Consider the following 24,312-nt stretch of genomic DNA (forward strand, 5'->3'; position numbering starts at 1 on the left):
ATACCCCGGTCCGGGGTACAAGTCCTCCACATGACGGACGTCGCCGGGGGTCGTCCGAGGATCCACCCGCTGTGTGCGTGCTCTGGATAGCATCGGGGCGACGGCGCCCGTGCGGGGGCCGTCGGGGGCGCAACGTGGGCTCCCGGACGACGGATGGAGGACGGATGCGAGCGGCTCACCACGGATCGCGCACCGACGATGGATCGGCCCCTCGGGCGCTCGGTCGGCATCGCGAAGGCCCCCACGCGGCCGTCCGCGGCGCCCGCTCGGCGATCACACGCGCCGTGGGTCGGATCGGCGCCGTGCTCCTCGCCGCCGGACTCGTGATCACGCCCGCCGCAGCAGCCCACGCGACGGACCCGGTCGACCTCGGCGGTGCCTACGTGGTCGACGAGGCCGGTGCCCTCAGCAGCGGTCAGCCGACCCAGGTCGAACGGGCGGTCCAGGACCTCTACGACCGGACGCAGACGCAGCTCTACGTGGTCTACGTGCCGACCTTCACGAACCCGACCGACCACGCCGCCTGGGGTGACGCCCTGATGGAGCGCAACCAGATCGACTCCGACGCGATCGTGCTCTCCGTGGCGGTCGACGACCGGATCGCCGACATCCAGCAGACGAACGCGACCGCACTGTCGAGCAGCGACGTCGAGTCCGCCTACCAGCAGGACGCCGTCCCGCAGCTGCGGGACGGCGACTGGGCGGGCGCCGCCGTCGCCCTCGCGGACGGACTCGTCTCCTCGCAGGCCCCGCCGGACCTCACCTGGCTGTGGGTCCTGCTGCTCGTGGTCGTCGTCGGTGCGGTCGTCGCCGTCCTGGTGATCCGCACCCGCAACAAGCGACGCACCGCCGAGGCCGCACGAGCGCAGGAGGCGTCCCTCGCCGGGCTCGAGCGCAAGGCGGGCGCGGCGCTGGTCACCATCGACGACGAGCTCCGGACGGCCGAGCAGGAGGTCGGCTTCGCCACGGCACAGTTCGGCGAGGACGCGGCGAAGCCCTTCGCCGAGGCCGTCGCGACCGCGAAGCGGAACGTGCGGCAGGCGTTCTCCTACCAGCAGCAGCTCGACGACGAGGTACCGGACTCCCCGCAGCAGCGCGCGCAGTGGGCGAACCAGATCGTCGCCATCTGCGAGCAGGCCCACGCGTCCATCGACGAGCAGACCGAGGCCTTCGACCACCTGCGGTCCCTCGAGGACGGGGTCGAGGACGCCGCGACCGCCCTCGCCTCCGCGGTCGCGGCAGCCCCGGTCGAGCTCGACGCCGCCCGCCGCGCGCTCGACCGGGTGCGCGGGTCGTACGGCGGCCGGACCCTGGCGACGGTCTCCGACAACGTCGACCAGGCCGAGCAGGTCCTCGGCTACGCGACGGAGCGGTCGCAGGCGGCGACCGCGGCCATCGCGTCCGGGGACAAGGGCGAGGCGGTCATCGCCGTGCGCGACGCCCAGCACGCGCTCGCACAGGTGCAGCAGCTGACCGCGAGTGCGACCGGCGCCGAGCGCACCTTCGCCGAGGCGACCGCCCGGGTCCAGGCGATGCGCGCAGACATCGAGGGAGACGTCGCCGCAGCCCGTTCGATGCGGTCCGGCGACCCGGCCCTCGCGGCCGCGGTGACCCGTGCCGACACCGTCCTCCGCCAGGGCTCCGACCCGCGCGACCCGATCGCCGCCGTCGACGCGCTGACGAAGGCGAACACCGAGATCGACGCCGCACTGGCCGCAGCACGCGGTGCGCAGGAGCAGCAGCAGCGGGCACGCCGCGCCCTCGACGACGCCCTGCGCGACGCCCGGGCCCGGATCAGCCAGGCGCGCGACTTCATCTCGCTCCGCCGGGGAGCCGTCGGCACGACGGCCCGGACGCGCCTGTCCGAGGCCGAGCGCGCGCTCGACGACGCGGTCGACCTCGCCACGAGCGACCCCGCCCGCGCCCTCGGGGCTGCACGCGCCGCCGAGCAGTACGCCGCCGCGGCGATGGACGCGGCGAACGACGACATGGGCGGATGGCCCGGGCAGGGCGGCGGCGGCAACGGCGCACAGCTCGGGGGCCTCGTGACCGGGATCGTGCTCGGCGGCCTCCTCGGCGGACGCGGCGGCAGCTACGGGGGCGGCTCCTTCGGCGGTGGGGGCTTCGGCGGCGGCGGGGGCTTCAGCGGCGGCGGGGGCTTCGGCGGAGGCGGCGGCGGGGGCGGCGGAGGCGGCGGAGGCTTCTCCGGCGGCGGCCGCTTCTGACAGCCGACACCACCCCCTCGGGACACACGACCACCAGGACCAGCAGCACCACGAGAGACCTTCCACGAAAGGGAACACAATGGCAAAGCAGACGATTCTCGGCCGGATCTCCTCGCTCATCCGGGCGAACGTGAACCAGCTCATCGACGACGCCGAGGACCCGCAGAAGATGCTGGACCAGCTCGTCCGCGACTACACGAACAACATCGCCGACGCGAAGACGGCGATCGCGCAGACGATCGGTAACCTCCGCCTGCTCGAGCAGGACCACGAGGAGGACAAGCGCGCGGCGACCGAGTGGGGTCAGAAGGCCGCCAACGCCTCGGCCGCCGCCGACAAGTACCGCGCCGAGGGCAAGACCGCGGACGCCGACAAGTTCGACAACCTCGCGAAGATCGCGATCGGCAAGCAGATCGCGGCCGAGCAGGAGGTCAAGGACAACGAGGGCCCGCTCGCCACGCAGAACGAGCAGGTCGAGAAGCTCAAGTCCGGGCTGGCCGGCATGGAGCAGAAGCTCGAACAGCTCAAGGCCAAGCGCGACTCGCTCGTCGCCCGTCAGAAGACTGCCGAGGCGCAGTCCAAGGTCAACGACGCCATCGGCAACATCGACATCACCGATCCGACGAGCGACCTCAACCGCTTCGAGGAGAAGGTCCGCCGCGAGGAGGCGAAGGTCCTCGGGCAGCAGGAACTGCAGTCGTCGAGCCTGGACGCGCAGTTCGAGAGCCTGGAGGACGTGGGTCGCGACGCCGAGGTCGAGGCACGTCTCGCCGCGCTGAAGAACGGCGGGTCCGCGGGTATCTGACGCGGAACTGCGGACGGCGCCGGACCCTGCTGCCAGACTGAGACGATGCAGTTCCTCGTCGTCGGTCAGTGGCAGGGTTCGGCGTCGTCGCGCGCGATGCGCCTCGGCGACGGAGCACAGGCCATCGCAGCCGATCTCCCCCGCGCCGCCACGACCGTCGTCGACGTGCCGGCCGGCGCGGGCGACCGGCTCGAGACCGCCGTCGCCCGCTACACGTCGGTCCGTGCCGTGGCCGACCGCGTCGCCGAGGAGACCGGCGTCGCGAGCGAACCCGTCCTGGTGGTCGGTGGTGACGGGTCGAGCGTGCTCGGCGCCTCCGTGCTCGTGCGTCCGGACACCGCGTTCGTGCGCATCGCCGGATCGAGCGGCTACCGGTCGCTGAACCGCGCACAACCCGTCGCCGCCGAGACCGCCGTCCTGCGCCTGCTCGTCGACCGCCCGGAGGACCTCTTCCCCGACCTGCCGGTCCTGGACCCGGCCAGGGTCGTGCTCGCCGGGATCCGCGGAGTCGAGGACGCCGAGATCGCCGCCCTCGACCGGGTCGGGATCACCCACCTCGACGTGGACGCGGCGACGCCGGACGCGATCGCGGTCGCGGTCGGGTCCACCGGCGCCGAGCGCGTCTTCGTCCACGTCGACCTCGACGTGCTCGACCCGGCCGAGGTGGACGGGCTGCTCGAGCCGGTGCCCTTCGGGATCGACGCCTCCGGTCTGGTCGAGCGCATCCAGGCCGCGACGCGGGGACGGCGACTCGTCGGGGCCGCGCTGACCGGCTTCGCACCGGTGGACCCCGACAGAGCGGTCGACGACCTGGGAGTGATCCTGCGTGCGGTCGGTGCCCTGACGACCGCGTCCCGCACCACCGACCGCGGCTGACCGGTCCTCCGGATCCGCGCCGCGCCGTGCACGGCCGACGCCCCGCCGCTCCGCGTAGGTTCGGGAGCATGACGGACTACGACCTCATCGTGATCGGCGCCGGCGCAGTCGGCGAGAACGTGGCGGACTACGCCCACAAGCGCGGCCTGTCGGTCGCCGTGGTCGAGGCCGAACTGGTCGGCGGTGAGTGCTCCTACTGGGCGTGCATGCCGTCGAAGGCGCTCCTCCGCAGCGGCCACGCGGTCGCGGCTGCGAAGCGCGTCGACGGTGCCGCGCAGGCGGTCACCGGGCACGTGGACGCCGCGAAGGTGCTCGCGCGCCGCAACTCCTTCACCTCCGACTACCAGGACGACAGCCAGGTGGCCTGGCTCGAGTCCGCCGACATCGCCCTGATCCGCGGCCACGCCCGCATCACCGGCGAGAAGACCATCGAGGTCGGCGGCGAGACGCACACCGCACGCGCCGCCGTCGCCGTCGTGACCGGTTCGCTGCACCAGCTGCCGGACGTCTCCGGTCTCGCGGACGCGCAGCCGTGGGGTACCCGCGAGGGCACCAGCGCCCAACAGGTCCCGGAGAGCCTGCTCGTCATCGGCGGCGGCGTCGCCGGCTCCGAGCTCGCGACCGCGTGGGCCTCCCTCGGGTCGAAGGTCACCCTGGTCGCCCGGCACGGGCTGCTCGGCGGCATGGAGCCGTTCGCCGGTGAGCTCGTCGCCGACGCGATGCGGGAGCTCGGCATCGACGTCCGCACCGGTGTCAGCCCGACACGGGTCGACCGCGACGAGCACGGCCTGGTCACCACGACGCTCGACGACGGCACCACGGTCGTGACGAGCGAGGTCCTCGCGGCGACGGGTCGGAAGGCGCACACCGCCGACCTCGGCCTCGACTCCGTGGGGCTCACCCCGGGCGACTGGCTGCAGGTCGACGACACGATGCTCGTGCAGGGCACCGACTGGCTCTACGCCGTCGGCGACGTCAACCACCGCGCACTCCTCACCCACCAGGGCAAGTACCAGGCACGCGCCGCCGGCGAGGCCATCGCCGCACGGGCGCAGGGCCGCCCGGTGCACGCCGAGCCCTGGGGCGCCCACGTCGCGACCGCCGACCACGCAGCCGTCCCGCAGGTCACCTTCACCGACCCCGAGGTGGCGAGCATCGGCCTGACCGAGACCGCGGCACGCGAGCAGGGCATCGACGTCCGCGCGGTCGAGTACGACCTCGGTGCGATCGCCGGCTCGGCGCTGCAGGCCGACGGCTACACCGGCCGGGCGAAGATGGTCGTCGACGAGTCCCGCGGCGTCGTCGTCGGCGTGACCTTCGTCGGACAGGACGTCGCCGAGATGCTCCACGCGGCGACGGTCGCGGTCGTCGGCGAGGTCCCCGTCGACCGGCTCTGGCACGCGGTCCCGGCGTACCCGACGATGAACGAGGTCTGGCTCCGCCTGCTCGAGACCTACGGCCGACCGGAGTAGGGGTGCGCAACCCGCTCCTCGACTCCCCCGTCTCGCGCGCCGGTTGGGTGTTCGCCACCGCGGTCGGACTGGCCGTCGGGGTGCCCTTCTCGACCGGGCGGATCCGGGTCGAGGACGGGTTGATCGTGTGCACGGGGCTGCCGCGCTGGGCGTTCCGGCGCGGCGGCACGTGCGTCGGGTCGGTGTACCTGACGCGGGACAACGACGGCCCGCGCGTGCTGCGGCACGAACGGGTGCACGTGACGCAGTGGCGTCGCTACGGCATGCTCATGCCGCTGCTCTACGCCCTCGCGGGGCGCGACGCCGCCCGCAACCGCTTCGAGGTGGAGGCCGGTCTCGAGGACGGCGGCTACCGCTGACCCGGTGACCCACCACCGGACGGGAGGCGCACGGCGGGTCCGAAACGTGCCTCCCGTCCGGCAGGCGGTCCGCTCCGAGCCACCGAGCGGGCCGGATCCGTCACGCTCGCCGCACGGGCCGACCGATCGCACCCGCTGGACGAACGCGAGCGGCGCGTCCTGCCCGCTCGGGGCAGGCAGCACCCGCGCCGAGCCGTCGGCGGTCAGGCGACGCGCCGGCGCGGCACCACCAGGGGTGTCCCGGTCTCCGGGTCGGGCACGACCACGCAGGGCAGTCCGAACACGTCCTCCACCAGCTCCGAGGTCAGCACCGCGGCCGGCGTGCCCTGTGCCACGATCGCCCCGTCGCGCATCGCCACGAGGTGCGTCGCGTACCGGGCGGCCTGGTTCAGGTCGTGGAGCACCGCCACGACGGTGCGGCCCGCCGCGTGCAGTGCCGAGGCGAGCTCGAGCACGTCGTACTGGTGCGCGATGTCGAGGAACGTCGTCGGCTCGTCGAGCAGGACGATGTCGGTCTCCTGCGCCAGCACCATCGCGATCCACACGCGCTGCCGCTGCCCACCCGAGAGCTCACCGACGCTCCGGTCGGCGAGCGACACGGTGTCGGTCTGCTCCAGCGCGGCCTGCACGGCGGTGCGGTCGGAGCCGGACGACGGGTGCAGCAGGTCCTGGTGCGGGAAGCGGCCGCGGGACACGAGGTCCCGGACGGTGATGCCCTCGGGTGCGACGGGCGTCTGGGGCAGCATGCCGACCCGACGGGCGACGGCCTTCGGGCGGAGCGAGTCGATCGGGGTGCCGTCGAGGAACACCGTGCCGGCGCTCGGCCGGAGGGTGCGGGCGAACGCCTTCAACAGGGTCGACTTGCCGCAGGCGTTCGGACCGACGATCACGGTGAGTTCCCCGTCGGGCACGTCGACGTCGAGCGACGACACCACGGTCCGGTCGTCGTACGCCAGGGTCAGCCCGCGCGCCCCCAGGGCCGTCGTCGGGACGGGACCACCGGCTCGCCCGGACGGCGCCGGGGCGGACGCTGCCGTGTTCAGTGCTCGGCCTTGCCGTGCCGCCAGTACCCCATGAACGCGACCTGCCGACGGTCGAGTCCGACGCCGCGCACGAGGTGTCGGCGGAGCTCCTTCACGCAACCGGCCTCGCCCGCGATCCAGGCGTACACCGGTCGCTCGTCGAGCGCGGCCGGCACGTCCCAGAGCACCTGCTCGTCGACGTCCACGTCGGCCAGGTCCACGGCGCCGCGCACCGGCTCCGCCACCGAGGCGGCCCCGGTCGTGACCTCGGCGGCCCAGGCGTGCACCTGGTCCGTCATCCGGACCCCGTGCGAGGCACCGTTGCGGGCGATCCACCGCACCTCGACACCGGCGGGTGCGGTGACCGGCAGCCGGTCGGCGTCGGTCGGGACCTCGATGAAGACGTGTCCGACGGTCGCCACGTCGAGTGCCTCGAGGATGGCGCAGATCGCGGGAGCGGCGGTCTCGTCCCCGGCGAGCAGGATCCGGGTCGCGCTCCCCGGCGCGAACTCGGCGGCGCCGCTCGGCAGCTCGGCGGGCGAGGACGGCACGGCCGGACCGACGATGCGGAGCTCGTCCCCGACACGGCACGCCGACACCCACCGCGAGGCCGGTCCGGTGTCCCCGTGCGCCACGAAGTCGATGTCGAGCTCGCGGGCGTCCGGGCGGAAGGACCGGACGGTGTAGGTGCGCAGCGGGTTCCGCTCGGCGTCGGGCAGTGCGCGCCACGCGCCGTACCAGTCGTCACCGTCGGGCAGGTCGGTGAACCCGTGTCCGGGGATCGGCAGGACGACCTTGATCCGCTGGTCGAGCCCGACCGCGGAGAAGTCCGCGAGCGCGTCACCGGTGAGCGTCACCCGGACGAACGACGGGGTGAGCGCCGACACGGCCGCGACGCGGACGGAGAAGACTCGGTACCGGGCTGCCACGAGGTACGAGTATGGCATGCCTTACCTAAGGCTTCCAGGGTGCAACGGGGTACCCGACGGGGTGCGAGGATCGGACCCGTGCACGAACCCGACGACGAATTCTCGGACCTGGCCGCGCTGGCGGCTGCGAGCGGCGTGACGGAGCCGCTCCGCGCCTCCCGGCAGGTGGTCCGGACCGACGACGGACGCGAGACCGCGGCGATCCGCTGGGACACGGCGGACGGCCGGGAGGCACGGATCACCTACCTGCACGGGCTCGGCATCGACGCGCACAGCTTCGACCAGACCGCGATCGCGGTCGGGCAACCGGCGGTCGCCCTCGACCTGCCCGGGCACGGCCGGTCGTCCTGGCGGGACGACGCCGACTACGGCGCGAGCGCGACGGCTCCGCAGGTGCTGGCCGCGCTCGACGCCCTCGGGGTCCCGCCGGGCGTGGTCGTCGGTCACTCGCTCGGTGCCATCCTCGCCGCCCGCCTGGCCGCGACCTCACCCGAGCGCGTCACCGGCCTGGTGCTCGTGGACATGTCCCCGGACTTCGCGCAGCGCGCCGTCGACCGCATCGCCCGGGCGCTGGAGGACGAGACGCCGTTCGCATCGCTCGACGAGGTCGTCGACCGCGCCGTCGAGGCCCGCGTCGGGGACGACCGCGCGGTGCTCCTCCGCGAGGCCCGGCACACCACCCGGCTCGGCGAGGACGGCCGGCTCGTCCGCCGGCACCACTTCCCCCACCTGCCCTCGGGCCGGACGGCGTCGGTGGGGCGGTTCGCCGACGCGTGGCCCGACCTCGAGGCCCTCGCCGTGCCGGTGCTGCTCGTCCGGGGTGACCGCGGGTACGTCTCGCCGAAGCTGCACGCCGGCTTCACCGAGCGGCTCCCGGACGCCGAGGTCGTGACGGTGACGGCACGGCACGCGGTGCAGAACCAGGCCCCCCTCGAACTGGCGTCGGCGATCCGGGCATGGGGAGCACGGCACCGGTTGTTGCACGAGGTCCAACAACCGTCATCCGGCCCCGAACGCCGGTAACCTCGTGCGAGCGCGCCGCGACGACCGTCGCCCCACGCGCCCGGAAGGAACCCACAACCCATGAGTCCGCTCCTCCCCCGCCGCGGTGGCCGTGCAGCACGCGTCGCCCTGGCCGCCACCGCGGTCGCCGTCGCCTCGGCCCTGACGCTCACCGCCTGCTCGGGCTCCGACAGCAGCAGCGGTGGCGACGACGCCACCGTGCGCGTCGGCCTCGTGCTCGAGCCCACGAGCCTCGACATCCGCACGCAGTCCGGTGCCGCGCTCGACCAGGTGCTCATCGACAACGTGTACCAGGGCCTGGTGGGCCGGACGGCGGACGGGGAGATCCGCGACGTGCTTGCGTCGAAGCACGAGGTCTCGTCGGACGGGAAGACGTACACGTTCACCCTCCGCGACGGCACGACCTTCCAGGACGGCAAGCCCGTCACCGCCGCCGACGTGGTCTGGTCGCTGCAGCAGGCGAAGGACAACTCGTCGTACGTGGACTCCGCCAAGCTGGCGGGCGTCTCGTCGATCAGCTCCCCGTCGGACGGGGTCGTCGAGCTGCAGCTCGAGGCGCCGGACTCCGATCTGCTCTTCAACCTGACCGGCCGCGCCGGACTCGTGCTCGAGCAGGCCGCGACGAACGACCTCTCCGACAGCGCCAACGGCACCGGACCGTACGAGGTGTCGGCGTGGAAGCAGGGCGACTCGCTCACCTTCAGCCGAAACGACGACTACTGGGGCACCGAGCCGAAGGTCGCGAAGATCGTGTTCCGGTACATCACCGACCCGTCGACCGCCGTCAACGCGATGGCCAACGGCGACCTCGACGTGCTGAACCCCGTCGACGGCACCCTGCAGGGCCAGCTGCAGGGCAACCCGGACATCGAGCTGCACCGCGGGAAGACGACCGACAAGTACACGCTCGCCTTCAACGACGCCCAGGCGCCCTTCACCGACGAGCGGGTGCGCCGGGCGATCCGGCAGGCGATCGACCCGAAGGCGCTCATCAAGGCCATCGGCGGCACGGGCGTCGAGCAGGGCGGACCGATCCCCGAGCTCGACCCCGGGTACGAGGACCTGACCGACATCGACGCGTACGACCCCGACAACGCGAAGAAGCTGCTGGCCGAGGCGGGGAAGACCGACCTGGACCTGACCCTCACCTACGCCAACGTCTACCCGGCGACGATCGGTGACGTGCTGAAGTCGCAGCTCGCCGACGTGGGCATCACCCTGAAGGTGGAGCGGGTCGACTTCGCGACGTGGCTCGACCAGGTCTTCACGAAGAAGGACTTCCAGCTCTCGGTGGTCGACCACGTCGAGGCCCGCGACTTCGGCAACTGGGCGAACCCGGACTACTACTTCGGGTACGACAACCGCGAGGTGCAGCGGCTCTACGCGGAGTCGATCGCCGCGACCTCGCAGACCGAGAAGGAACAGGCGCTCCGCAAGGCTGCGCGCATCGTCAGCGAGGACGCCGCCGGCGAGTGGCTGTACACCGCGACGGAGATCACGGCCGTGCGCAAGGGCGTGACCGGGTTCCCGGTCGACGGCGGCAACTCGCGACTCGACCTGGCCGGACTGGCCGTCCGGTGACCACTGCCCTGCCGGTCGCCGGGCGCAGGTCCGGCGACACGGTCCGGCCGGTCGCCGGGCGCCCGTCCGGCGCTGCGCTCCGGGCTCGCGCCGCCGCCCCCGTAGCATCGGACGCGTGACCCGGTTCCTCGTCGGGCGACTGCTGCTGCTCGTCGTCGGCCTGCTCGTGGCGAGCATCATCGTGTTCGCCACGCTGCGCGTGCTGCCCGGCGACGTCGCGCAGATCGTCGCCGGCACCCAGTCGACGCCGGCCCAGGTCGAGCAGCTCCGGCAGCAGCTCGGCCTCGACCGGCCGGTCGTCGTGCAGTACCTCGACTGGATCGGCGGTGTGCTCCGCGGTGACCTCGGCCGGTCGCTCGTGACGAACGGCGCCGTCGGTCCGGAGATCGCGCAGAAGCTCGCCGTCACGCTGCCGCTCGCGGGGATGTCGCTGGTGGCCGCCCTCGTGCTCGGCGTCCCGCTCGGGGTGCTCGCCGCGGTGCTGCGCCGTCGGGCCGGCGGTGCGGTGATCGGCTTCGTCGCACAGGCGGTCGCGGCGGTCCCCGTGGTCTGGGCCGGCATGCTCCTCATCGCGCTGTTCGCCGTCACGCTGCACTGGCTGCCGACGCAGGGCTTCCCGCTCGACGGGTGGGACGAACCCGGTCGTGCGTTCTCGTCGCTCGTGCTCCCCGCGCTCACCATCGGCGCCGTCGAGGGTGCCGTGATCCTGCGGTTCACCCGCTCCGCCACGCTCACGGTCCTGGACGCCGACCACGTCCGGACCGCGGCGGCGATCGGCCTGACCCGGACGCGGGCGCTCCTGCGGCACGGCCTGCCGTCGGTGGCGCTCACCGTGCTGGCCGTCCTCGGCGTGCAGATCGCCGGCCTGCTGGTGGGGGCCGTCGTCGTCGAGCAGCTCTTCTCGCTCCCGGGGGTCGGACGGATGCTCGTGACCGACGTCGGGCGACGCGACGTCACGAAGGTGCAGTCGGAGCTCCTCGTGCTCACGAGCCTGGTGCTGGTCGTCGGCTTCGCGGTCGACGTCGTGCACCGTGCGCTCGACCCCCGGCAGCGGGAGGTGGGCGAGTGATCCGCCGTCTCCTCGCCCGACCCACGGGGTGCTTCGCCGTCGTCGTGCTGACGCTCCTCGTCGTGCTCGCCGCGGTGTCCCTCGTGTGGACGCCCCAGGACCCGTTCCGCGCCGACCCCTTCCAGCAGTGGGCAGCACCGAGCCCCGCGCACTGGTTCGGCACCGACGCCGCAGGGCGGGACATCGCGAGCTACCTGCTCGCCGGTGCCCGGACGACCGTGCTCGTCGCGATCGGCTCCGGCGTCGTCGCGAGCCTGGTCGGCATCGTCCTGACGGCGATCGGCTCGCTGACCACGAGGTGGGTCCGCGAGGGCACCGCCGTCCTCCTCGACATCCTCGTCGCGTTCCCCACGCTGCTGACCGCCATGCTCCTGACGGCGGTGTTCGGCGGGTCGCTCGGCGTCGTGGTGGTGAGCGTCGGGCTGTCGTTCGGCGTGACGATCGCCCGCGTCGCGCGTGGTGAGATCCGCCGCATCGCCCGGAGCGACTACGTCGTCGCCGCACGGGCCTCCGGCGTCGGGCCCCTCGGCGTGCTCACCCGCCACCTGGTGCCGAACGCAGCGCCGCTGTTCACCGTGCAGCTCTCGCTCGCGATGGCGACGGCGGTCCTCGCCGAGGCCGGCCTCTCCTACCTCGGCTACGGCGCGGGGTCGGACACGGCGTCGTGGGGCAACCTGCTCGCCGACCTGCAGACGTACATCGGCGTGCACCCGTGGAGCGCGACCTGGCCGGGCGCCGCGATCGCCCTCGTCGTCGCCGCGCTCTCGCTGCTCGGTGACGCGGTGCGCGACGCGACCGACCCGCGCCTGACCACCGGCGACCGAGCGGTCACGGGCTCGCCGACTGCAACGGGCACCCCGGCCGGCGACGACCCGGCCCCCGGCGAGCCGACCGACGACGACCCGGCCACCGGCGCCCCGGGCGCAGACCGACGCGCACCGGGCGGCACCACGACGACCCCGGGGGTGACGGCGTGAGCGACCACCCGACCGGACGCGACGGTCTCGAGGTGACCGGACTGACGGTCCGCATCGCGGGGCGGACGGTGCTCGACGACGTGACGTTCACCGTGCCTCCCGGCCGACGCGTCGGCGTGATCGGCGCGTCCGGATCCGGCAAGTCGATGACCTCGCTCGCCCTGATGGGCCTCCAACCGACGGGGGCCGAGGTGACCGGGAGCATCCGCCTCGACGGCACCGAGCTCGTGGGGATGCGTGATCGGGACCTTGCGCGCCACCGCGGATCCGGCATCGGCATGGTGTTCCAGGAGCCCGCGACCGCCCTGGACCCGCTCCGCCGGGTCGGTGCGCAGGTGGCGGAACCGCTCCGACTGCACCGCGGGCTGGACCGCCGTGCGGCCGCCACCGCCGCGGTCGCACTCGCCGACGCCGTCGGACTGCCCGACCCCGCCGCGCTGCTCCGCCAGTACCCGCACCAGCTGTCCGGTGGGCAGCGGCAGCGCATCTGCATCGCGATGGCGATGGCCGGCTCCCCCGCCTACCTCGTCGCCGACGAGCCGACGACCGCGCTCGACGTCACCACCGAGGCCCGGATCCTCGAGCTCTTCGAGCGGCTCTCGACCGAGCGTGGGACCGGCATGCTCTTCGTGACGCACGACCTCGCGGTGCTCGCCCGCATCGCCGACACCGCCGTCGTCCTCGATCACGGCCGCGTGGTCGAGCAGGCATCGGTGCGGTCGCTGCTCGACGCCCCGCAGCACCCGGCGACGGCGGCCCTCGTCGACGCCGCCCGCGCCACCGCCCGCCGCACCGGAGGCCCCGCATGACCGACGCGCTGCACGCCAGCGGCCTCCACCGCACGTACCGCCTGCCACGCCGTGGCCCCTTCGAACCCGGGCCGGTGCGGACCGCCGTCGACGGGGTCGACCTGACGGTCGCCTCCGGGGCGCGGCTCGGCATCGTCGGTGAGTCCGGTTCCGGCAAGTCGACGCTGGTGCGGCTGCTCGCCGGCCTGGAGGCACCCACCGCGGGCTCCGTGACGGCCGGCGGTCGTCCCGTGGTCGCGTCGGCCTCCGCGGCCGCGATGCGCTGGTTCCGTCGCGAGACCGGGGTGGTGTTCCAGGACCCGTACGCGTCCCTCGACCCGCGGATGCGCGTCGGCGCGATCGTCGCCGAGCCGCTCCGTGCGCTGCAGCTACCGGGTGACCACCGCGCGCTCGTGGCCTCGGTCCTGGAGCGCGTCGACCTGCCCGCCGACGCCGCCGACCGGTACCCGCACGAGTTCTCCGGCGGGCAGCGGCAGCGCATCGCGATCGCCCGTGCGGTGGTGCACTCCCCGCGGATCCTGCTCGGGGACGAGCCGATGAGCGCCCTCGACGTGGTCGTCCGCGCCCGGGTGATCGACCTGTTCCGCTCGCTCGCCGACGACCTCGGGCTGACGCTCGTGCTCGTGTCGCACGACATCGGCGTGGTGCAGCGGCTGTGCGACACCGTGGCGGTGCTCTCCGAGGGGCGGATCGTGGAGCAGGGGCCGGTGTCGCTGCTCGACGACCCGCGGCACCCGGTGACGCGGGCACTGGTGGCCGCGGCGCCGACGCTGCCGTAGGGGCGCGGCGGTGGTCGGGGGTCGGCGTCGTCGGCGGTCATCGTCGGCGGTCGGCGTCGGTGGGGGTCGGTCGGCGGGCGTCGCGCGGGCGGAGTGGGCGATGCGACACTTCCGCTGTCGTACGACGACCACGGTGTCGCTCGGCCCGACAGCCGCGACCGGGCTCCGGTCAGGACGACAGATGCGCTGTCGTACGACGACCACGATGTCGCGCCATCCTCCCGAGCCGCGACATCGCACGCGTCGATCGACGTGCGCATCGTCGCAGTCGCGACGCGCCGACGCCGGTGCCCGGCCTGCGTCAGCCCGGCGTCACCACGTCGCCGGGTGCCGCCGCTGCCACCGCAGCCGTCGCTCGAGCTGCGCCCCGATCGCGAGCAGCACGCGCTCCCCGCCCGGGCGTCCGATGAGCTGCACACCCATCGGCAGGCCCGCCCCGTCCGGGTGGTCGTCGTCCGTCACCCCGACCGGCAGCGTGATCGCGGGCAGCCCCGACACGTTCGCCATCGAGGTCCAGGGCGAGTAGGCGCACTGCCGCCGGAAGTCCTCCTCGGGGTCGTCCCCGTACCAGCCGAGCGGCCGCGGGGTCAGCGCCAGCGTCGGGGTGAGCACGGCGTCGTACGGCGCGAACGTCCGGATGAGCCCGGCCGAGAAGGCGTCGAGCGTCGTCATCGCGTCGAGCACCTGCGTCGCGGTCAGCGCACGTCCGCGCTCCACCAGCCACGACACCAGCGGGGTGAGCGCGGACAGGTCGATGCCGGGCACGCGGGGCAGCCCCGCAGCGCCGGATTCCCACGCCACCCGGAACGCGTCGGCGTACGGCAGCCGGGGCATCGCGACGTCCTCGACCCCGTGCCCGACCTCGCCGAGCACCCGCACGGCGGTGTCGACCGCTGCCCGGGCGGCAGGGTCGACCACGACGTCGACGGTGTCGTCCCACGGCGAACCGTCGAGCACGCCGACCACGAACCGCCCCTCGCCGCGCACCGCAGCGGCGGTGAAGGGCCCGTCCCCGACGTCGGGCGTAACCAGCGCGTACGGCGAGGGCTCGGGCAGCCCGGTCGGTGCGACCAGGGCGTCGAGGAGCATCCCGGCGTCGGCGACGTTCCGCGTGATCGGCCCGGCGACGCTCAGCCCGCCGAGGCCGGACCGACCGGGCATCGACGGGACCCGGCCGCGGCTCGGCTTCAGTCCGACGAGACCGGTCGCTGCGGCGGGGATGCGCACCGATCCCCCGCCGTCCGTCCCCACGGCCGCGGGCACGAGTCCGGCGGCGACGGCCACGGCGGTGCCGCTCGACGATCCTCCGGGCGCCCGCGTGGTGTCGTACGGGTTCCGGGTGGTACCGATGCGGGTCTCCGACGACGACGACATGCCGAACTCCGGCGAGGTCGTCTTGCCGAGGCTCACCGTCCCCGCTGCGGCGAGCGCCGCCACCAGGGGGTGGTCGGCGGTCGCGGGTGTCACCGGCAGCGCGGCGGAGCCGTGCCGGGTGGGCACACCGGCGCGGTCGTACAGGTCCTTGTCGGCGGTGGGCAGGCCCCAGAGCGGCCGGGAGGTCGGGAGGAGCGTCCCCAGTCGCGCCGCGTGCTCGCGTGCGCTGTCGGCGGTGACGGCGACGAACGCCCCGAGGGACGGGTCGAGCCGCTCGATGCGGGCGAGGTAGTGCTCGGTCACCTCGAGCGCGGTCGCGTCCCCCCGACGGATCCAGTCCCAGAGTTCCTGCGCCGAGAGGTGGTGGAGTTCGAACACGGTCCCCGAGCCTAGGCCTGCAGGTGCACGGCGAGCACGTCCCGCACCGTCGTCCAGTCGTGCGGCCCGTAGCGGTCGTTCGCGACGTGGTGGAGCTCGGCCTCGCCGCTGAACATGCTGACGAAGTACTGCATCCCCTGCCAGGCGGGGAACGGCTCCGCGTCGTCGGCCCGCGAGAGCCGTCGTCCGACGCGTGCCATCGCGGAGAGCGTCCCGGAGGTCCCGGCCCACTGCGTGCGGAACCGGGTGCCGGTGAGCCGCGAGAGGGTGTCGGCGACGCGCCGGGCGGTGACCCGGTCGCCGGCGACCTCGACGACCCGCGGTGCGTCGGGGTCGAGGGCGACGCGCGCGGTGACCCAGGCGGTGTCGTCCTTCGTGGTGAAGTCGAGCACCTGGTCCGGGGACGACCAGTACAGGACGGTGCGACGGTCGAACAGGATCATCGGGGCCTGTCCGGAGAGCATGTCGGTGAACGCGCCGTTCAGCACGGAGGTCGCCCGGATCGGTGCGGCGTCCAGTGTCGCGGCGAACTCGCGGCGCAGCTCGAAGTTCCGGTTCGTCCCGGGGGTGATCGCGCGGTAGTCGGCCGAGTAGTCCGACGGGACGAACCGCGGGACGCCGGCGTCGACCGCCGCGGCGAGCAGCGCGGTCTGTGCGTCGACGACCACGGAGCGGGTGCCGCTCACCGCCGAGACGACGACGTCGACCCCGGCGAGCGCCGTCACGAGTCCGTCGTGGTCGTCGTAGGCGGCGCTGACGACGGAGACACGGTCGGACCGTGCGGTGAGCCGGTCGGCCGCGGGCCCGGTGGCGGAGCGGCTCAGTGCTCGGATCCGGACGTCGGGGTCGGCCGCGAGGAGCGCGTCGACGATGCGGGAACCGAGGTCCCCGGTGGCGCCGGCGACGAGGACGGTGGTGCTGGTCATGCACCCGACGCTACGCACGGGCGTCCGGCTCCGTCCGCCACCTGCATCCTTCGGTGGAACTCCCGGTGGTGCATCCCTCCGCCGGTCGTCCCGACGAACGGTCCTCCCTAGCGTCGGTGTCATGACGAACACGACCGAAGTCCGGCCCGGAGCCGGCACCGCTGCACCCCGTGCGACGGGGGTCCGGGGTGTGGTGTCCCGGCACCCGCTCGCCTCCTTCGCCACCCTGGCGCTCGGCCTCAGCTGGCTCGCGTGGGTGCCCTACATCCTGAGCCCGCACGGCCTGGGCGTGTGGGACCTGCACTTCCCGGAGTTCCTCGGCACGGCCCAGTTCACCGGGATCCTGCCCGGCGCGCTCCTCGGCCCGCTCGGCGGTGCGTTCGTGGTGACCGCTCTCGCCGACGGCCGTCCGGGGCTGCGGCGCTGGGTCGGTCGGCTCTGGCGGTGGCGGGTCTCCTGGTACTGGTACGCACTGGCACTGGTCGGCGTCCCGGCGCTCATCGTCCTGACGGGTCTGCCGTTCTCCGGCGGGAACGTCCAGGCGCCGACCGCCCTCGCCCTGCTCGCCCTCGTGCCGGGTCTCGTGGTGCAGCTGTTCACCACCGGCCTGTCGGAGGAGCCCGGCTGGCGCGACTTCGCCCTCCCCCGACTGCAGGACCGCTTCGGCCCGCTCGGTGCCGCCGCGGTGCTCGGTCCGCTGTGGGCGCTGTGGCACATGCCGCTGTACCTGTCGGACTGGGGCGGGTGGCCGGACGCGCACTGGTCGGAGCCGGTCGTCTTCGCGCTCTTCACGATCACGTTCAACGTCGTGATGACGTGGGTGTTCAACCGCACCGGTGAGAGCCTGCCGATCGCACTGCTGCTGCACGTCGGCGTGAACAACACCATCTCCACCCTGTGGGCGGACATGTACCCGGGGATGACCGCGGGCACGATGATGCACGGGCTCACGATCGTCTCGACGGTGGCCGCCGCCGTCCTGCTGGTCGCCACCCGGGGCCGGCTCGGGTACGACCGCCGGCCGGGAGGCACGGACCACCTCTCCGCGTCGGCCTCCGCCCGCCTCGTAGGATCGAACGATGGCACCCGCTGAAGCGAGTGCGGCTCGCGTCGCCGCCGACCCCCGCACCGCGCGGGAGGTCGACGGCGGCCGCCGCCTGCGCCGCGCCGACGTCCTGGTCGCGGTCGCCACCGCGGTCGTCTCGCTCGCGCTGCTGCTCGGGCTGCCGTACCTCGACGCCGTCGACCCGGACACGATCGGACACCCGCTCTCGGCTCCCGAGGTCGGCAGCGCCGACTGGACCGCGGTCGCACTCGGGCTCCTGGTCCAGTCCGCGGTCCTGTTGGCTGCTCGTCGACTCCCCCGGGCGGTCCTCCTCGCGGTCGCCGCCGTCCCCGTCCTCGTGGTCGCCGTCACCTCCGGCGGGGACCTGTTCGGCCTCACCGCGCTCCCCGTCGTCGTGGCGGTGGTGCTCGCTGCCCTCCGGGTGCCGCTCACCAGGCTCTGGCCGTCGGTCGTCGGGGCGGCGGCACTCGTGTCCGCCGGCACCGCGGGCAACTGGATCGAGCTGAACGGAGCGCTGTCCGGCCGTTCCCTCGCCGACGCGCTCGGTGACGCGCTCCCCCAGGGCGTCACGCAGGCCATCGGGGCCGTCGGGCTCCCGGTCGTCGTGGCGCTCGTGGTGCGGTCCCGGCGCGAGGTCCGGGCCGCGAGGGACGCCGAGGTCGCCGCCCGGACCGCGGAGGCCTCCGCCGCGGTCCGCGAGCAGGACGCCCGGGTCGACGCAGCCGTGTCCCGCGAACGCGCGGCCATGGCGCGGGAGCTGCACGACATCGCGGCCCACCACCTGTCCGGGATCGCCCTCATGTCGGCCGTCATCGACCGGCAGATCGACACCGACCCGACCGCGGCGCACGAGGGCGTCCGTCAGGTGCGGGAGCAGAGCACCGCGGTGCTCGAGGACCTCCGTCGCCTGGTCGGCCTGCTGCGGGACGACGCCCCCGCGGAACGTGCCGTCGAGACCGTCGCGGGCATCGTGGACCTGGTCGAGCGTGCCCGGTACCGGTCGGACGTGCGGCTCGAGGTCCTCCGCGGTGCGCACGAGGTCGCCGAGGGCGTCGGGCCCCTGGCGCAGCTCGCGGCCTACCGCACCGCGCAGGAGGCACTGGCGAACGCCGCCCTGCACGCACCCGGCGCCGTCGTCACGGTCACGCTCGACGACCGTGCAGTCGACCACCTGGAGCTGACCGTCGAGAACGCCGCACCCGCGGTGTCCGCGCCGAGCGCGGACGCTCCCGCTGGACCGGGCGAGCCGACCCCGGAGGGTCCGGGAGCAGGCGGCAACGGACTGCGCGGGATGCGTGAGCGGGCGGACCTGGTGGGGGCGCGCCTCCAGACCGGGACCACACCGGACGGCGGCTGGGTCGTGACGCTGCGACTCGGACGCGAGACGCCCGAGGTGACCCGGTGATCCGGGTCCTGGTGGCGGACGACCAGCCGCTCGTCCGGGCGGGGGTGTCGGCGCTCCTGGCGGCCGAACCGGACGTCGAGGTGGTCGGCGTGGCGGCGGACGGCGGCGAGGCCCTCACGCTCGCACGGAGCACGCGGCCGGACGTGGCGGTGCTCGACATCCGGATGCCGGTCCGGAACGGCATCGAGGTGGCGCGGGAGCTCTGCGCTCCTGACGCGGACCCGGCGGTGCCGGTGCTGGTGCTGACGACCTTCGACCTCGACGACCTGGTGTTCGGGGCGCTCGAGGCGGGGGCGTCCGGGTTCCTGCTCAAGGACGCGGAGCCGGACGTCATCGTCGGTGCGGTGCGGCAGGTCGCCGCCGGGAACGGCACGATCGACCAGAGCCTGACGCGGCGGGTGCTGCGGGAGTTCGTGTCGCGGCGGAGCCTGCAGCCGGTGACGGGCGACCGGGCCTCGGAGCTGCTGACCGCGCGGGAGCGGGACGTGCTGCTGCTCCTCGCACAGGGGATGTCGAACGAGGAGATCGCCGAGGCACTCGTCGTCGAGGTCTCCACGGTGAAGTCGCACCTGGCGCGGATGCTGCCGAAGCTCGGGGTGCGCTCGCGCCTGCAGGCGGTGGTCTGGGCGTACCAGAACCGCGTCGTGGCCGTCCCCGAGGGCTAGGCGCCCGCGAGGCAGTGCGCCAGGACCGCCTGCTGCACCGGCAGGAGCGCACGCTTCGCCCCGTGCCCCACGAAGGCCGGGCTCGCGATCGCGTCCGCGCTGACCTCGCGTCCACGGACGAACGGCGGGCACGGGGCGAAGCGCACCCCGTCGGGCGCGAGCGCCAGGACGTCCGCGGTGACCCGGTAGGGCTCGAGCGCGGCGGCGTGGCGACCGGGTCCGTCGGTCACGACGACGTCCGCGTCGGCCATCGCCCCGGCGAGGTCCTCCGTCCACACCACGTCGGGCGCTCCCAGTCCTTCGGGGCAGCACTGGAGCAGGTCGAAGCCGAACAGTCGCGACGCCTCGGCCCAGGCGCGCGCGATGTTGCCGTCGGCGCCGACGAACCGCACCCGGAGCGACCCGACGGCGCGCCCGCGGGTGAGTGCCCACAGGTCGGCGAGCACCTCGCACGGGTGGTTGACGCTCGTCATGGCGTTCACGACGGGCACCGCGTCGGCAGCAGCGAGCGCCTCGAGGACGGACAGGTCCCGGTGCCGGACGACGAGCACGTCGACGAAGTCCGCGAGGTACCGGGCGACGTCCTCGTGTGCCTCGTCCTTGTCGAGCGACTCCGGCGGGAACACGATCGGCTGGAGTCCGGCGAGCGCCGCACCCCGCTCGAAGGACGCCCTCGTGCGCAGGCTCGTCGGCGGGAAGAACACCGCCGCAGCCCCGTCCAGCACGGGTCCGGTGCCCTGCTCGTACGCGCGGGCGAGGGCGAACACCGCGTCGGTGTCGTCGGTGGTCCAGTCGTCGAGTCGCAGGAGGTGGCGCACCTCGCCACGCTAGGGGGCGGTCACCGCCGTCCGGTGCCCGACGCCCCGTGCAGGGCCGACAGCACGGAGGACCGGACCGCGGCACCGCCGTCGCGGGCCGGGTCGACCAGGACCGCGCGCATCCCCGCAGCACGTGCCCCGGCGACGTCACGCTGCGGGTCGTCGCCGACGAACAGGCACGCGGCGGCCGGCACGCCGAGCTCGTCGGCGACCTGCTCGAACGCGCGTCGGTCCGGCTTGGCCACCCCGATCCGCTCCGACGTGCACACGACGTCGACGAGGTCCGACAGCCCCGTGGCGGCGAGCTTGTCGCGCTGCTGCTCCTCGGTCCCGTTCGTCAGGACACCGACGGGCCGGTCGGCGTCGCGGACCGCGCGCAGGAGCGGAGCACTCCCGGGGAACGGACGCCAGGCGCCCCGGTACGCGGCGAGGTAGCGGCCGAACAGGAGGTCGAGCTCGTGCGGGTCGTGCGGTGGCCGGAGCCCGGCGAGGGGCAGGACCTCGACGAGCCGGGCTCGACGCTGCTCGGCGAAGTCGACCTCCCCGCGTCGCCACCGCTCGAAGTGCCGTTCCTCCGCCTCGGCCCACGCGGCCCGCAGGCGGTCGGTCGCGGCGACACCGAGCGCGCCGAGGAGGTCGTCGACGGCTCGCGCCGCTGCTCCCGCGTGGTCGAACAGGGTGCCGTCGAGGTCGAACACCACGGCACGGACGTCGAGGGTCATCCCCGCACCGCGTCGACGACCCGTCCGACCGCGGCCGCGACGGCCCGCTCGCGCACGGTGGTGTCCTCGTGCTCGGACTCGTGGACGAACGCCGTCGCCCCGCGGGCCGCGCCGCAGAAGTCCACGAGGCCGTGCTCGAGCTGCGTCCGCAGTGCCTGCTCGTACCCGTGCCGCTCGTAGACCCCGGCGTCGTCCCCGGCGATCGGCAGCAGGTGCACCGTCAGTCGGCCGAGCCGACGGTCGATGCGCCCGTCCTCGCCGACGCCGAAGGCCCACCCGTTCACGAACACCCGGTCGAGCCAGCCCTTGAGCAGCGCGGGCACCGACCACCACCACACCGGGAACACGAGCACGAGGTGGTCGATCCCGTCGAGGCGCGCCTGTTCGGCCGCGACGTCGGGCGCCGGGTCGGTCCCCGTCCGGTAGGTGTGCCGGTCGGCGGCGGTGAACCGGGGGTCGAAGCCCTCGGCGGCGAGGTCGGCGACCGTGACGGGGCCCGCGCCGGCGGCGTCGAGCGCCGCCTCGAGGCGGTGGGCGACGGCGAGCGTCAGCGAGTCGGGGTCCGGGTGGGCGGTCACGATGAGCGTCGACACGGCTCGATCCTGCCAGCAGCGGGTGCACGGACGCCCCACCGGACGGGAGGCGCGGTGCGGGCCGGCACCGCGCCTCCCGTCCCGGCGGGTGGGGACGACGTCAGTCGTCGTAGCGGTAGAAGCCCTGTCCGGTCTTCACGCCGAGACGGCCGGCGTCGACGTGCTCGCGCAGCAGGCGACGCGGACCCTCCGGCAGGCGCGGGTCCTCGGCCGCGTAGTGCTCCTCGATGTCGAGGACCACGTCGAGGCCGACCTGGTCCATCATCCGGAAGGGCCCGGCCGGTGCGCCGCTGTTCACCTGCCACATGGCGTCGACGTCCTCGGGCGTGGAGACGCCGTCGGCGACGACCGCGAGCGCCTCGCGCTTGATGGCCGCCCAGATGCGGTTGAAGATGAAGCCGGTCGACTCGCGGCGGGCCAGGAACGGGTGGACGCCGTAGCGGGGCAGCGCCTCGAGCAGCAGGTCGATCACGGCGGGGTCGGTCTGGCCGTCGCTCATCAGGTCGACGGCGTTCTGCTGCGGCGGCATGTAGAAGTGCACGTTGAGGACGCGCTCGGGGTGCGCGACCTCGTCGATCACCAGGCGGCTGGCGTACGAGGACGAGTTCGTCGCGAGGATCGTGTCCGCGGCGACCAGTGCGTCGAGCCGTCCGAACAGCGGGGTCTTCAGGTCCAGGCGCTCGGGCACGGCCTCGACGACGAGCCAGGCGTCGACCACCGCGGCCTCGAGGTCCGCCTCGCCACGGACCGTCCCCGCGGTCGCGCCGTCGCGCGCGGCCACGATCCCGGGCAGGGTCTCCTCGACGTACGCGACGGCGGCGGCACGGACCTCCTCGGACAGGTCGTGGATCCGGACCTCGGCACCGCCGCTGGCGAACATCAGGGCGATCCGGCGTCCGAGGGTGCCACCGCCGATCACGGTCACGGGGCGGTCGGCGGTGTCGCGGGGCGGCTGGTAGGGCACGGGTTCCTGCTCTCGGTCGAGTTCGGTACAGTTCGTATTCGATACAGATCGTATCCAAGTTCCGAAGGAGATGCGCATGCGCGCCGACGACGTCCTCCAGCACCTGACCACCCCGCTCGCCGCGCCGGTCTACCCACTCCGGCCGACCCGGTTCACCGGCCGCGAGTACTTCAACGTCGTCTACCGCACCGACCCCGACGCGCTGCGCGCCGTGGTCCCGGAGCCGCTCGAGGTCACCGAACCGCTCGTCCGGTTCGAGGTAATGAAGATGGGCGAGGTCGACGGGTACGGCCCGTACGTCGAGTCCGGGCAGGCGATCCAGGTCGAGCACGAGGGCGAACGCGGCGAGTACCTGCACGCGATGTACCTCGACAATGCGGCCGCGACCCTCGCCGGCCGCGAGCTGAGCGCCTACCCGAAGGTCCTCGGCACGCCGGCGCTCCGCGTCGACCAGGGCGCGCTCGTCGGCACCCTCGACCGCGGGACCGAGCGGGTGGCCACCGCGACCATGGCGTACGAGTGGGAGCCGCTCGCCCACGACGCCGCCCTGGCGGAGATCACCGTGCCGACCTTCATGGTGAAGCTGGTCCCGGACCTTCGGACCCAGCGCCACCTGGTGGCCGACCTCGTCCGCACCGAGATCACCGACGTGAAAGTCGAGCAGGCCTGGACCGGACCCGCCCGACTCCAGCTGTTCGCACACGCCCTCGCGCCGATGGCGGACCTGCCGGTGCTCGAGGTCGTCCGCGCTTCGCACATCCTGACGGACCTGACCCTCGCCCCGGTGCGCACCGTGCACGACTACCTGGCCGACCGGCACTCGGCCTAGCCTGGAGCCGTGACCGAACCAGCCGCACCGCGCGCCGTCCGCCGGCGGAGCAGCACCCGGGCGACGCTCATCGCGGCCGCGGAGGCGATCTTCCAGGAGACCGGGTCGACCTCGGTCAGCGTCGAGGCGGTCGTCGCCCGCGCCGGGTTCACGCGCGGGGCGTTCTACTCGAACTTCCGGACGGTCGACGAGCTGTTCTTCGCGGTCTACGAGCAGCAGGCCGAAGCCGTCTTCGCCGTGCTCGAACACGAGCTCGGCGCCGCACTCGACGGGCACCCGACGGTCGACGGGGTCGTGCAGGGTGTCGTGCACGGCCTGCCGCCCGAGGACCGCTGGTACGCGATCCGCTCGGTGCTCACCACGCGCGCCCGGCACGACCCCGAGGTGAACGCCCTGCTCCGCGCGCACACCGACCGGTTCCACGCGACGCTCCAGCCACTCCTCGTCGCAGCGTTGGAACGAGCCGGCCGGATCCCCACCGTCGACCCGGCGCTCTACACGCGTGCGGTGGTGGCAGCCCACGTCGGGGCGGTCAGCCAGAGCGTGCTGTTCGACGGGACGGACGCGGTGCGCGTTGCGGCGGTCGAGGGGTGCATCCTCGGGCTCACGCGCCCGGCCTGAGCGCCGTCCCGGCCGTGGGACGATT

Annotated in this window: 24 protein-coding genes; 16 read left to right on the forward strand and 8 right to left on the reverse strand. The window is 73.9% G+C overall.

Features of this window, described 5'->3' with window-relative positions; genetic code table 11:
- The first annotated feature begins 284 nt into the window (after positions 1 to 284).
- The 5 genes from NI26_RS17005 (at position 285) to NI26_RS09145 (ending at position 5,737) form a co-directional block, all read left to right on the forward strand.
- Positions 285 to 2,225 carry a TPM domain-containing protein gene (locus tag NI26_RS17005; RefSeq protein WP_066654656.1) on the forward strand — a complete coding sequence of 647 codons (1,941 nt, stop codon included), beginning with the start codon at positions 285 to 287 and terminating at the stop codon, positions 2,223 to 2,225.
- Between the two features lie 79 nt (positions 2,226 to 2,304).
- Positions 2,305 to 3,030, forward strand: a complete 726-nt coding sequence (locus tag NI26_RS09130) for a PspA/IM30 family protein (RefSeq protein ID WP_066654658.1) — start codon at positions 2,305 to 2,307, stop codon at positions 3,028 to 3,030.
- Positions 3,031 to 3,075: 45 nt separating this feature from the next.
- Positions 3,076 to 3,906: an arginase family protein gene (locus NI26_RS09135; RefSeq protein ID WP_081984902.1), complete on the forward strand. Its 831-nt coding sequence runs from the start codon at positions 3,076 to 3,078 to the stop codon at positions 3,904 to 3,906.
- Between the two features lie 68 nt (positions 3,907 to 3,974).
- The gene (locus NI26_RS09140; RefSeq protein ID WP_066654660.1) at positions 3,975 to 5,378 is read left to right on the forward strand and encodes a dihydrolipoyl dehydrogenase family protein; all 1,404 of its coding nucleotides are present in this window, start codon (positions 3,975 to 3,977) and stop codon (positions 5,376 to 5,378) included.
- 2 nt (positions 5,379 to 5,380) lie between these two features.
- Complete coding sequence (locus tag NI26_RS09145; protein ID WP_066654662.1) at positions 5,381 to 5,737, forward strand: Fe-S oxidoreductase; 357 nt, start codon at positions 5,381 to 5,383, stop codon at positions 5,735 to 5,737.
- A 203-nt stretch (positions 5,738 to 5,940) separates the two neighbouring features.
- On the opposite strand, the gene NI26_RS09150 is transcribed toward NI26_RS09145, so the two are convergent.
- Both NI26_RS09150 and NI26_RS09155 read right to left on the reverse strand, forming a co-directional pair.
- Complete coding sequence (locus NI26_RS09150; protein ID WP_066658332.1) at positions 5,941 to 6,714, reverse strand: ABC transporter ATP-binding protein; 774 nt, start codon at positions 6,712 to 6,714, stop codon at positions 5,941 to 5,943.
- Positions 6,715 to 6,776: 62 nt separating this feature from the next.
- The gene (locus NI26_RS09155) at positions 6,777 to 7,706 is read right to left on the reverse strand and encodes a siderophore-interacting protein (RefSeq protein ID WP_066654664.1); all 930 of its coding nucleotides are present in this window, start codon (positions 7,704 to 7,706) and stop codon (positions 6,777 to 6,779) included.
- A 60-nt stretch (positions 7,707 to 7,766) separates the two neighbouring features.
- Here NI26_RS09155 and NI26_RS09160 point away from each other — a divergent pair, with 60 nt between their 5' ends.
- From NI26_RS09160 to NI26_RS09185, 6 genes are all read left to right on the forward strand, one after another.
- The gene (locus NI26_RS09160) at positions 7,767 to 8,711 is read left to right on the forward strand and encodes an alpha/beta fold hydrolase (protein ID WP_066654666.1); all 945 of its coding nucleotides are present in this window, start codon (positions 7,767 to 7,769) and stop codon (positions 8,709 to 8,711) included.
- 60 nt (positions 8,712 to 8,771) lie between these two features.
- Positions 8,772 to 10,292 carry an ABC transporter substrate-binding protein gene (locus tag NI26_RS09165; protein WP_066654668.1) on the forward strand — a complete coding sequence of 507 codons (1,521 nt, stop codon included), beginning with the start codon at positions 8,772 to 8,774 and terminating at the stop codon, positions 10,290 to 10,292.
- Positions 10,293 to 10,407: 115 nt separating this feature from the next.
- Positions 10,408 to 11,361, forward strand: coding sequence for an ABC transporter permease (locus NI26_RS09170; RefSeq protein ID WP_066654670.1), 954 nt, complete (start codon positions 10,408 to 10,410; stop codon positions 11,359 to 11,361).
- Positions 11,358 to 12,338 carry an ABC transporter permease gene (locus NI26_RS09175; RefSeq protein WP_081984906.1) on the forward strand — a complete coding sequence of 327 codons (981 nt, stop codon included), beginning with the start codon at positions 11,358 to 11,360 and terminating at the stop codon, positions 12,336 to 12,338. Before NI26_RS09170 ends, NI26_RS09175 begins: the two co-directional genes overlap by 4 nt.
- Positions 12,335 to 13,147 (forward strand): ABC transporter ATP-binding protein, encoded by an 813-nt coding sequence (locus NI26_RS09180; protein ID WP_066654673.1) that lies wholly within the window; start codon positions 12,335 to 12,337, stop codon positions 13,145 to 13,147. The genes NI26_RS09175 and NI26_RS09180 overlap by 4 nt, the downstream gene beginning before the upstream one ends.
- Positions 13,144 to 13,926 carry an ABC transporter ATP-binding protein gene (locus NI26_RS09185; protein WP_200884094.1) on the forward strand — a complete coding sequence of 261 codons (783 nt, stop codon included), beginning with the start codon at positions 13,144 to 13,146 and terminating at the stop codon, positions 13,924 to 13,926. Before NI26_RS09180 ends, NI26_RS09185 begins: the two co-directional genes overlap by 4 nt.
- A gap of 312 nt (positions 13,927 to 14,238) precedes the next feature.
- On the opposite strand, the gene NI26_RS09190 is transcribed toward NI26_RS09185, so the two are convergent.
- Complete coding sequence (locus NI26_RS09190; protein ID WP_066654675.1) at positions 14,239 to 15,678, reverse strand: amidase; 1,440 nt, start codon at positions 15,676 to 15,678, stop codon at positions 14,239 to 14,241.
- A gap of 11 nt (positions 15,679 to 15,689) precedes the next feature.
- The gene (locus NI26_RS09195) at positions 15,690 to 16,604 is read right to left on the reverse strand and encodes an NmrA family NAD(P)-binding protein (RefSeq protein WP_066654676.1); all 915 of its coding nucleotides are present in this window, start codon (positions 16,602 to 16,604) and stop codon (positions 15,690 to 15,692) included.
- 121 nt (positions 16,605 to 16,725) lie between these two features.
- Here NI26_RS09195 and NI26_RS09200 point away from each other — a divergent pair, with 121 nt between their 5' ends.
- Genes NI26_RS09200 through NI26_RS09210 form a run of 3 tightly spaced genes read left to right on the forward strand, consistent with a single transcriptional unit; the run spans position 16,726 to position 19,740 of the window.
- Positions 16,726 to 17,697: a CPBP family intramembrane glutamic endopeptidase gene (locus NI26_RS09200; protein WP_066654678.1), complete on the forward strand. Its 972-nt coding sequence runs from the start codon at positions 16,726 to 16,728 to the stop codon at positions 17,695 to 17,697.
- A complete protein-coding gene (locus NI26_RS09205) occupies positions 17,684 to 19,075 on the forward strand; it encodes a sensor histidine kinase (protein ID WP_066654680.1) in 1,392 nt (463 codons plus the stop codon). The genes NI26_RS09200 and NI26_RS09205 overlap by 14 nt, the downstream gene beginning before the upstream one ends.
- Entirely contained in the window at positions 19,072 to 19,740 is a 669-nt protein-coding gene (locus tag NI26_RS09210; protein WP_066654682.1) for a response regulator, read from the forward strand. Before NI26_RS09205 ends, NI26_RS09210 begins: the two co-directional genes overlap by 4 nt.
- Here the strand turns inward: NI26_RS09210 and NI26_RS09215 are convergent.
- The 4 genes from NI26_RS09215 to NI26_RS09230 form a co-directional block, all read right to left on the reverse strand.
- Positions 19,737 to 20,558, reverse strand: coding sequence for an ornithine carbamoyltransferase (locus NI26_RS09215; RefSeq protein WP_066654684.1), 822 nt, complete (start codon positions 20,556 to 20,558; stop codon positions 19,737 to 19,739). The genes NI26_RS09210 and NI26_RS09215 overlap by 4 nt on opposite strands.
- A 20-nt stretch (positions 20,559 to 20,578) precedes the next feature.
- Positions 20,579 to 21,280: an HAD family hydrolase gene (locus tag NI26_RS09220; protein WP_066654686.1), complete on the reverse strand. Its 702-nt coding sequence runs from the start codon at positions 21,278 to 21,280 to the stop codon at positions 20,579 to 20,581.
- Positions 21,277 to 21,873 (reverse strand): NAD(P)H-dependent oxidoreductase, encoded by a 597-nt coding sequence (locus NI26_RS09225; RefSeq protein ID WP_066654687.1) that lies wholly within the window; start codon positions 21,871 to 21,873, stop codon positions 21,277 to 21,279. Before NI26_RS09225 ends, NI26_RS09220 begins: the two co-directional genes overlap by 4 nt.
- A 100-nt stretch (positions 21,874 to 21,973) precedes the next feature.
- A complete protein-coding gene (locus NI26_RS09230; RefSeq protein WP_066654690.1) occupies positions 21,974 to 22,837 on the reverse strand; it encodes a 3-hydroxyacyl-CoA dehydrogenase family protein in 864 nt (287 codons plus the stop codon).
- 76 nt (positions 22,838 to 22,913) lie between these two features.
- Between NI26_RS09230 and NI26_RS09235 the strand changes: the two genes are divergently transcribed.
- Together NI26_RS09235 and NI26_RS09240 are read left to right on the forward strand one after the other, a co-directional pair.
- Positions 22,914 to 23,666 (forward strand): acetoacetate decarboxylase, encoded by a 753-nt coding sequence (locus NI26_RS09235; RefSeq protein WP_066654692.1) that lies wholly within the window; start codon positions 22,914 to 22,916, stop codon positions 23,664 to 23,666.
- Between the two features lie 9 nt (positions 23,667 to 23,675).
- Positions 23,676 to 24,287: a TetR/AcrR family transcriptional regulator gene (locus NI26_RS09240; RefSeq protein ID WP_066654698.1), complete on the forward strand. Its 612-nt coding sequence runs from the start codon at positions 23,676 to 23,678 to the stop codon at positions 24,285 to 24,287.
- Positions 24,288 to 24,312: the final 25 nt, after the last annotated feature.

The sequence above is a fragment of the Curtobacterium sp. MR_MD2014 genome (assembly GCF_000772085.1).
Classification (GTDB): domain Bacteria; phylum Actinomycetota; class Actinomycetes; order Actinomycetales; family Microbacteriaceae; genus Curtobacterium.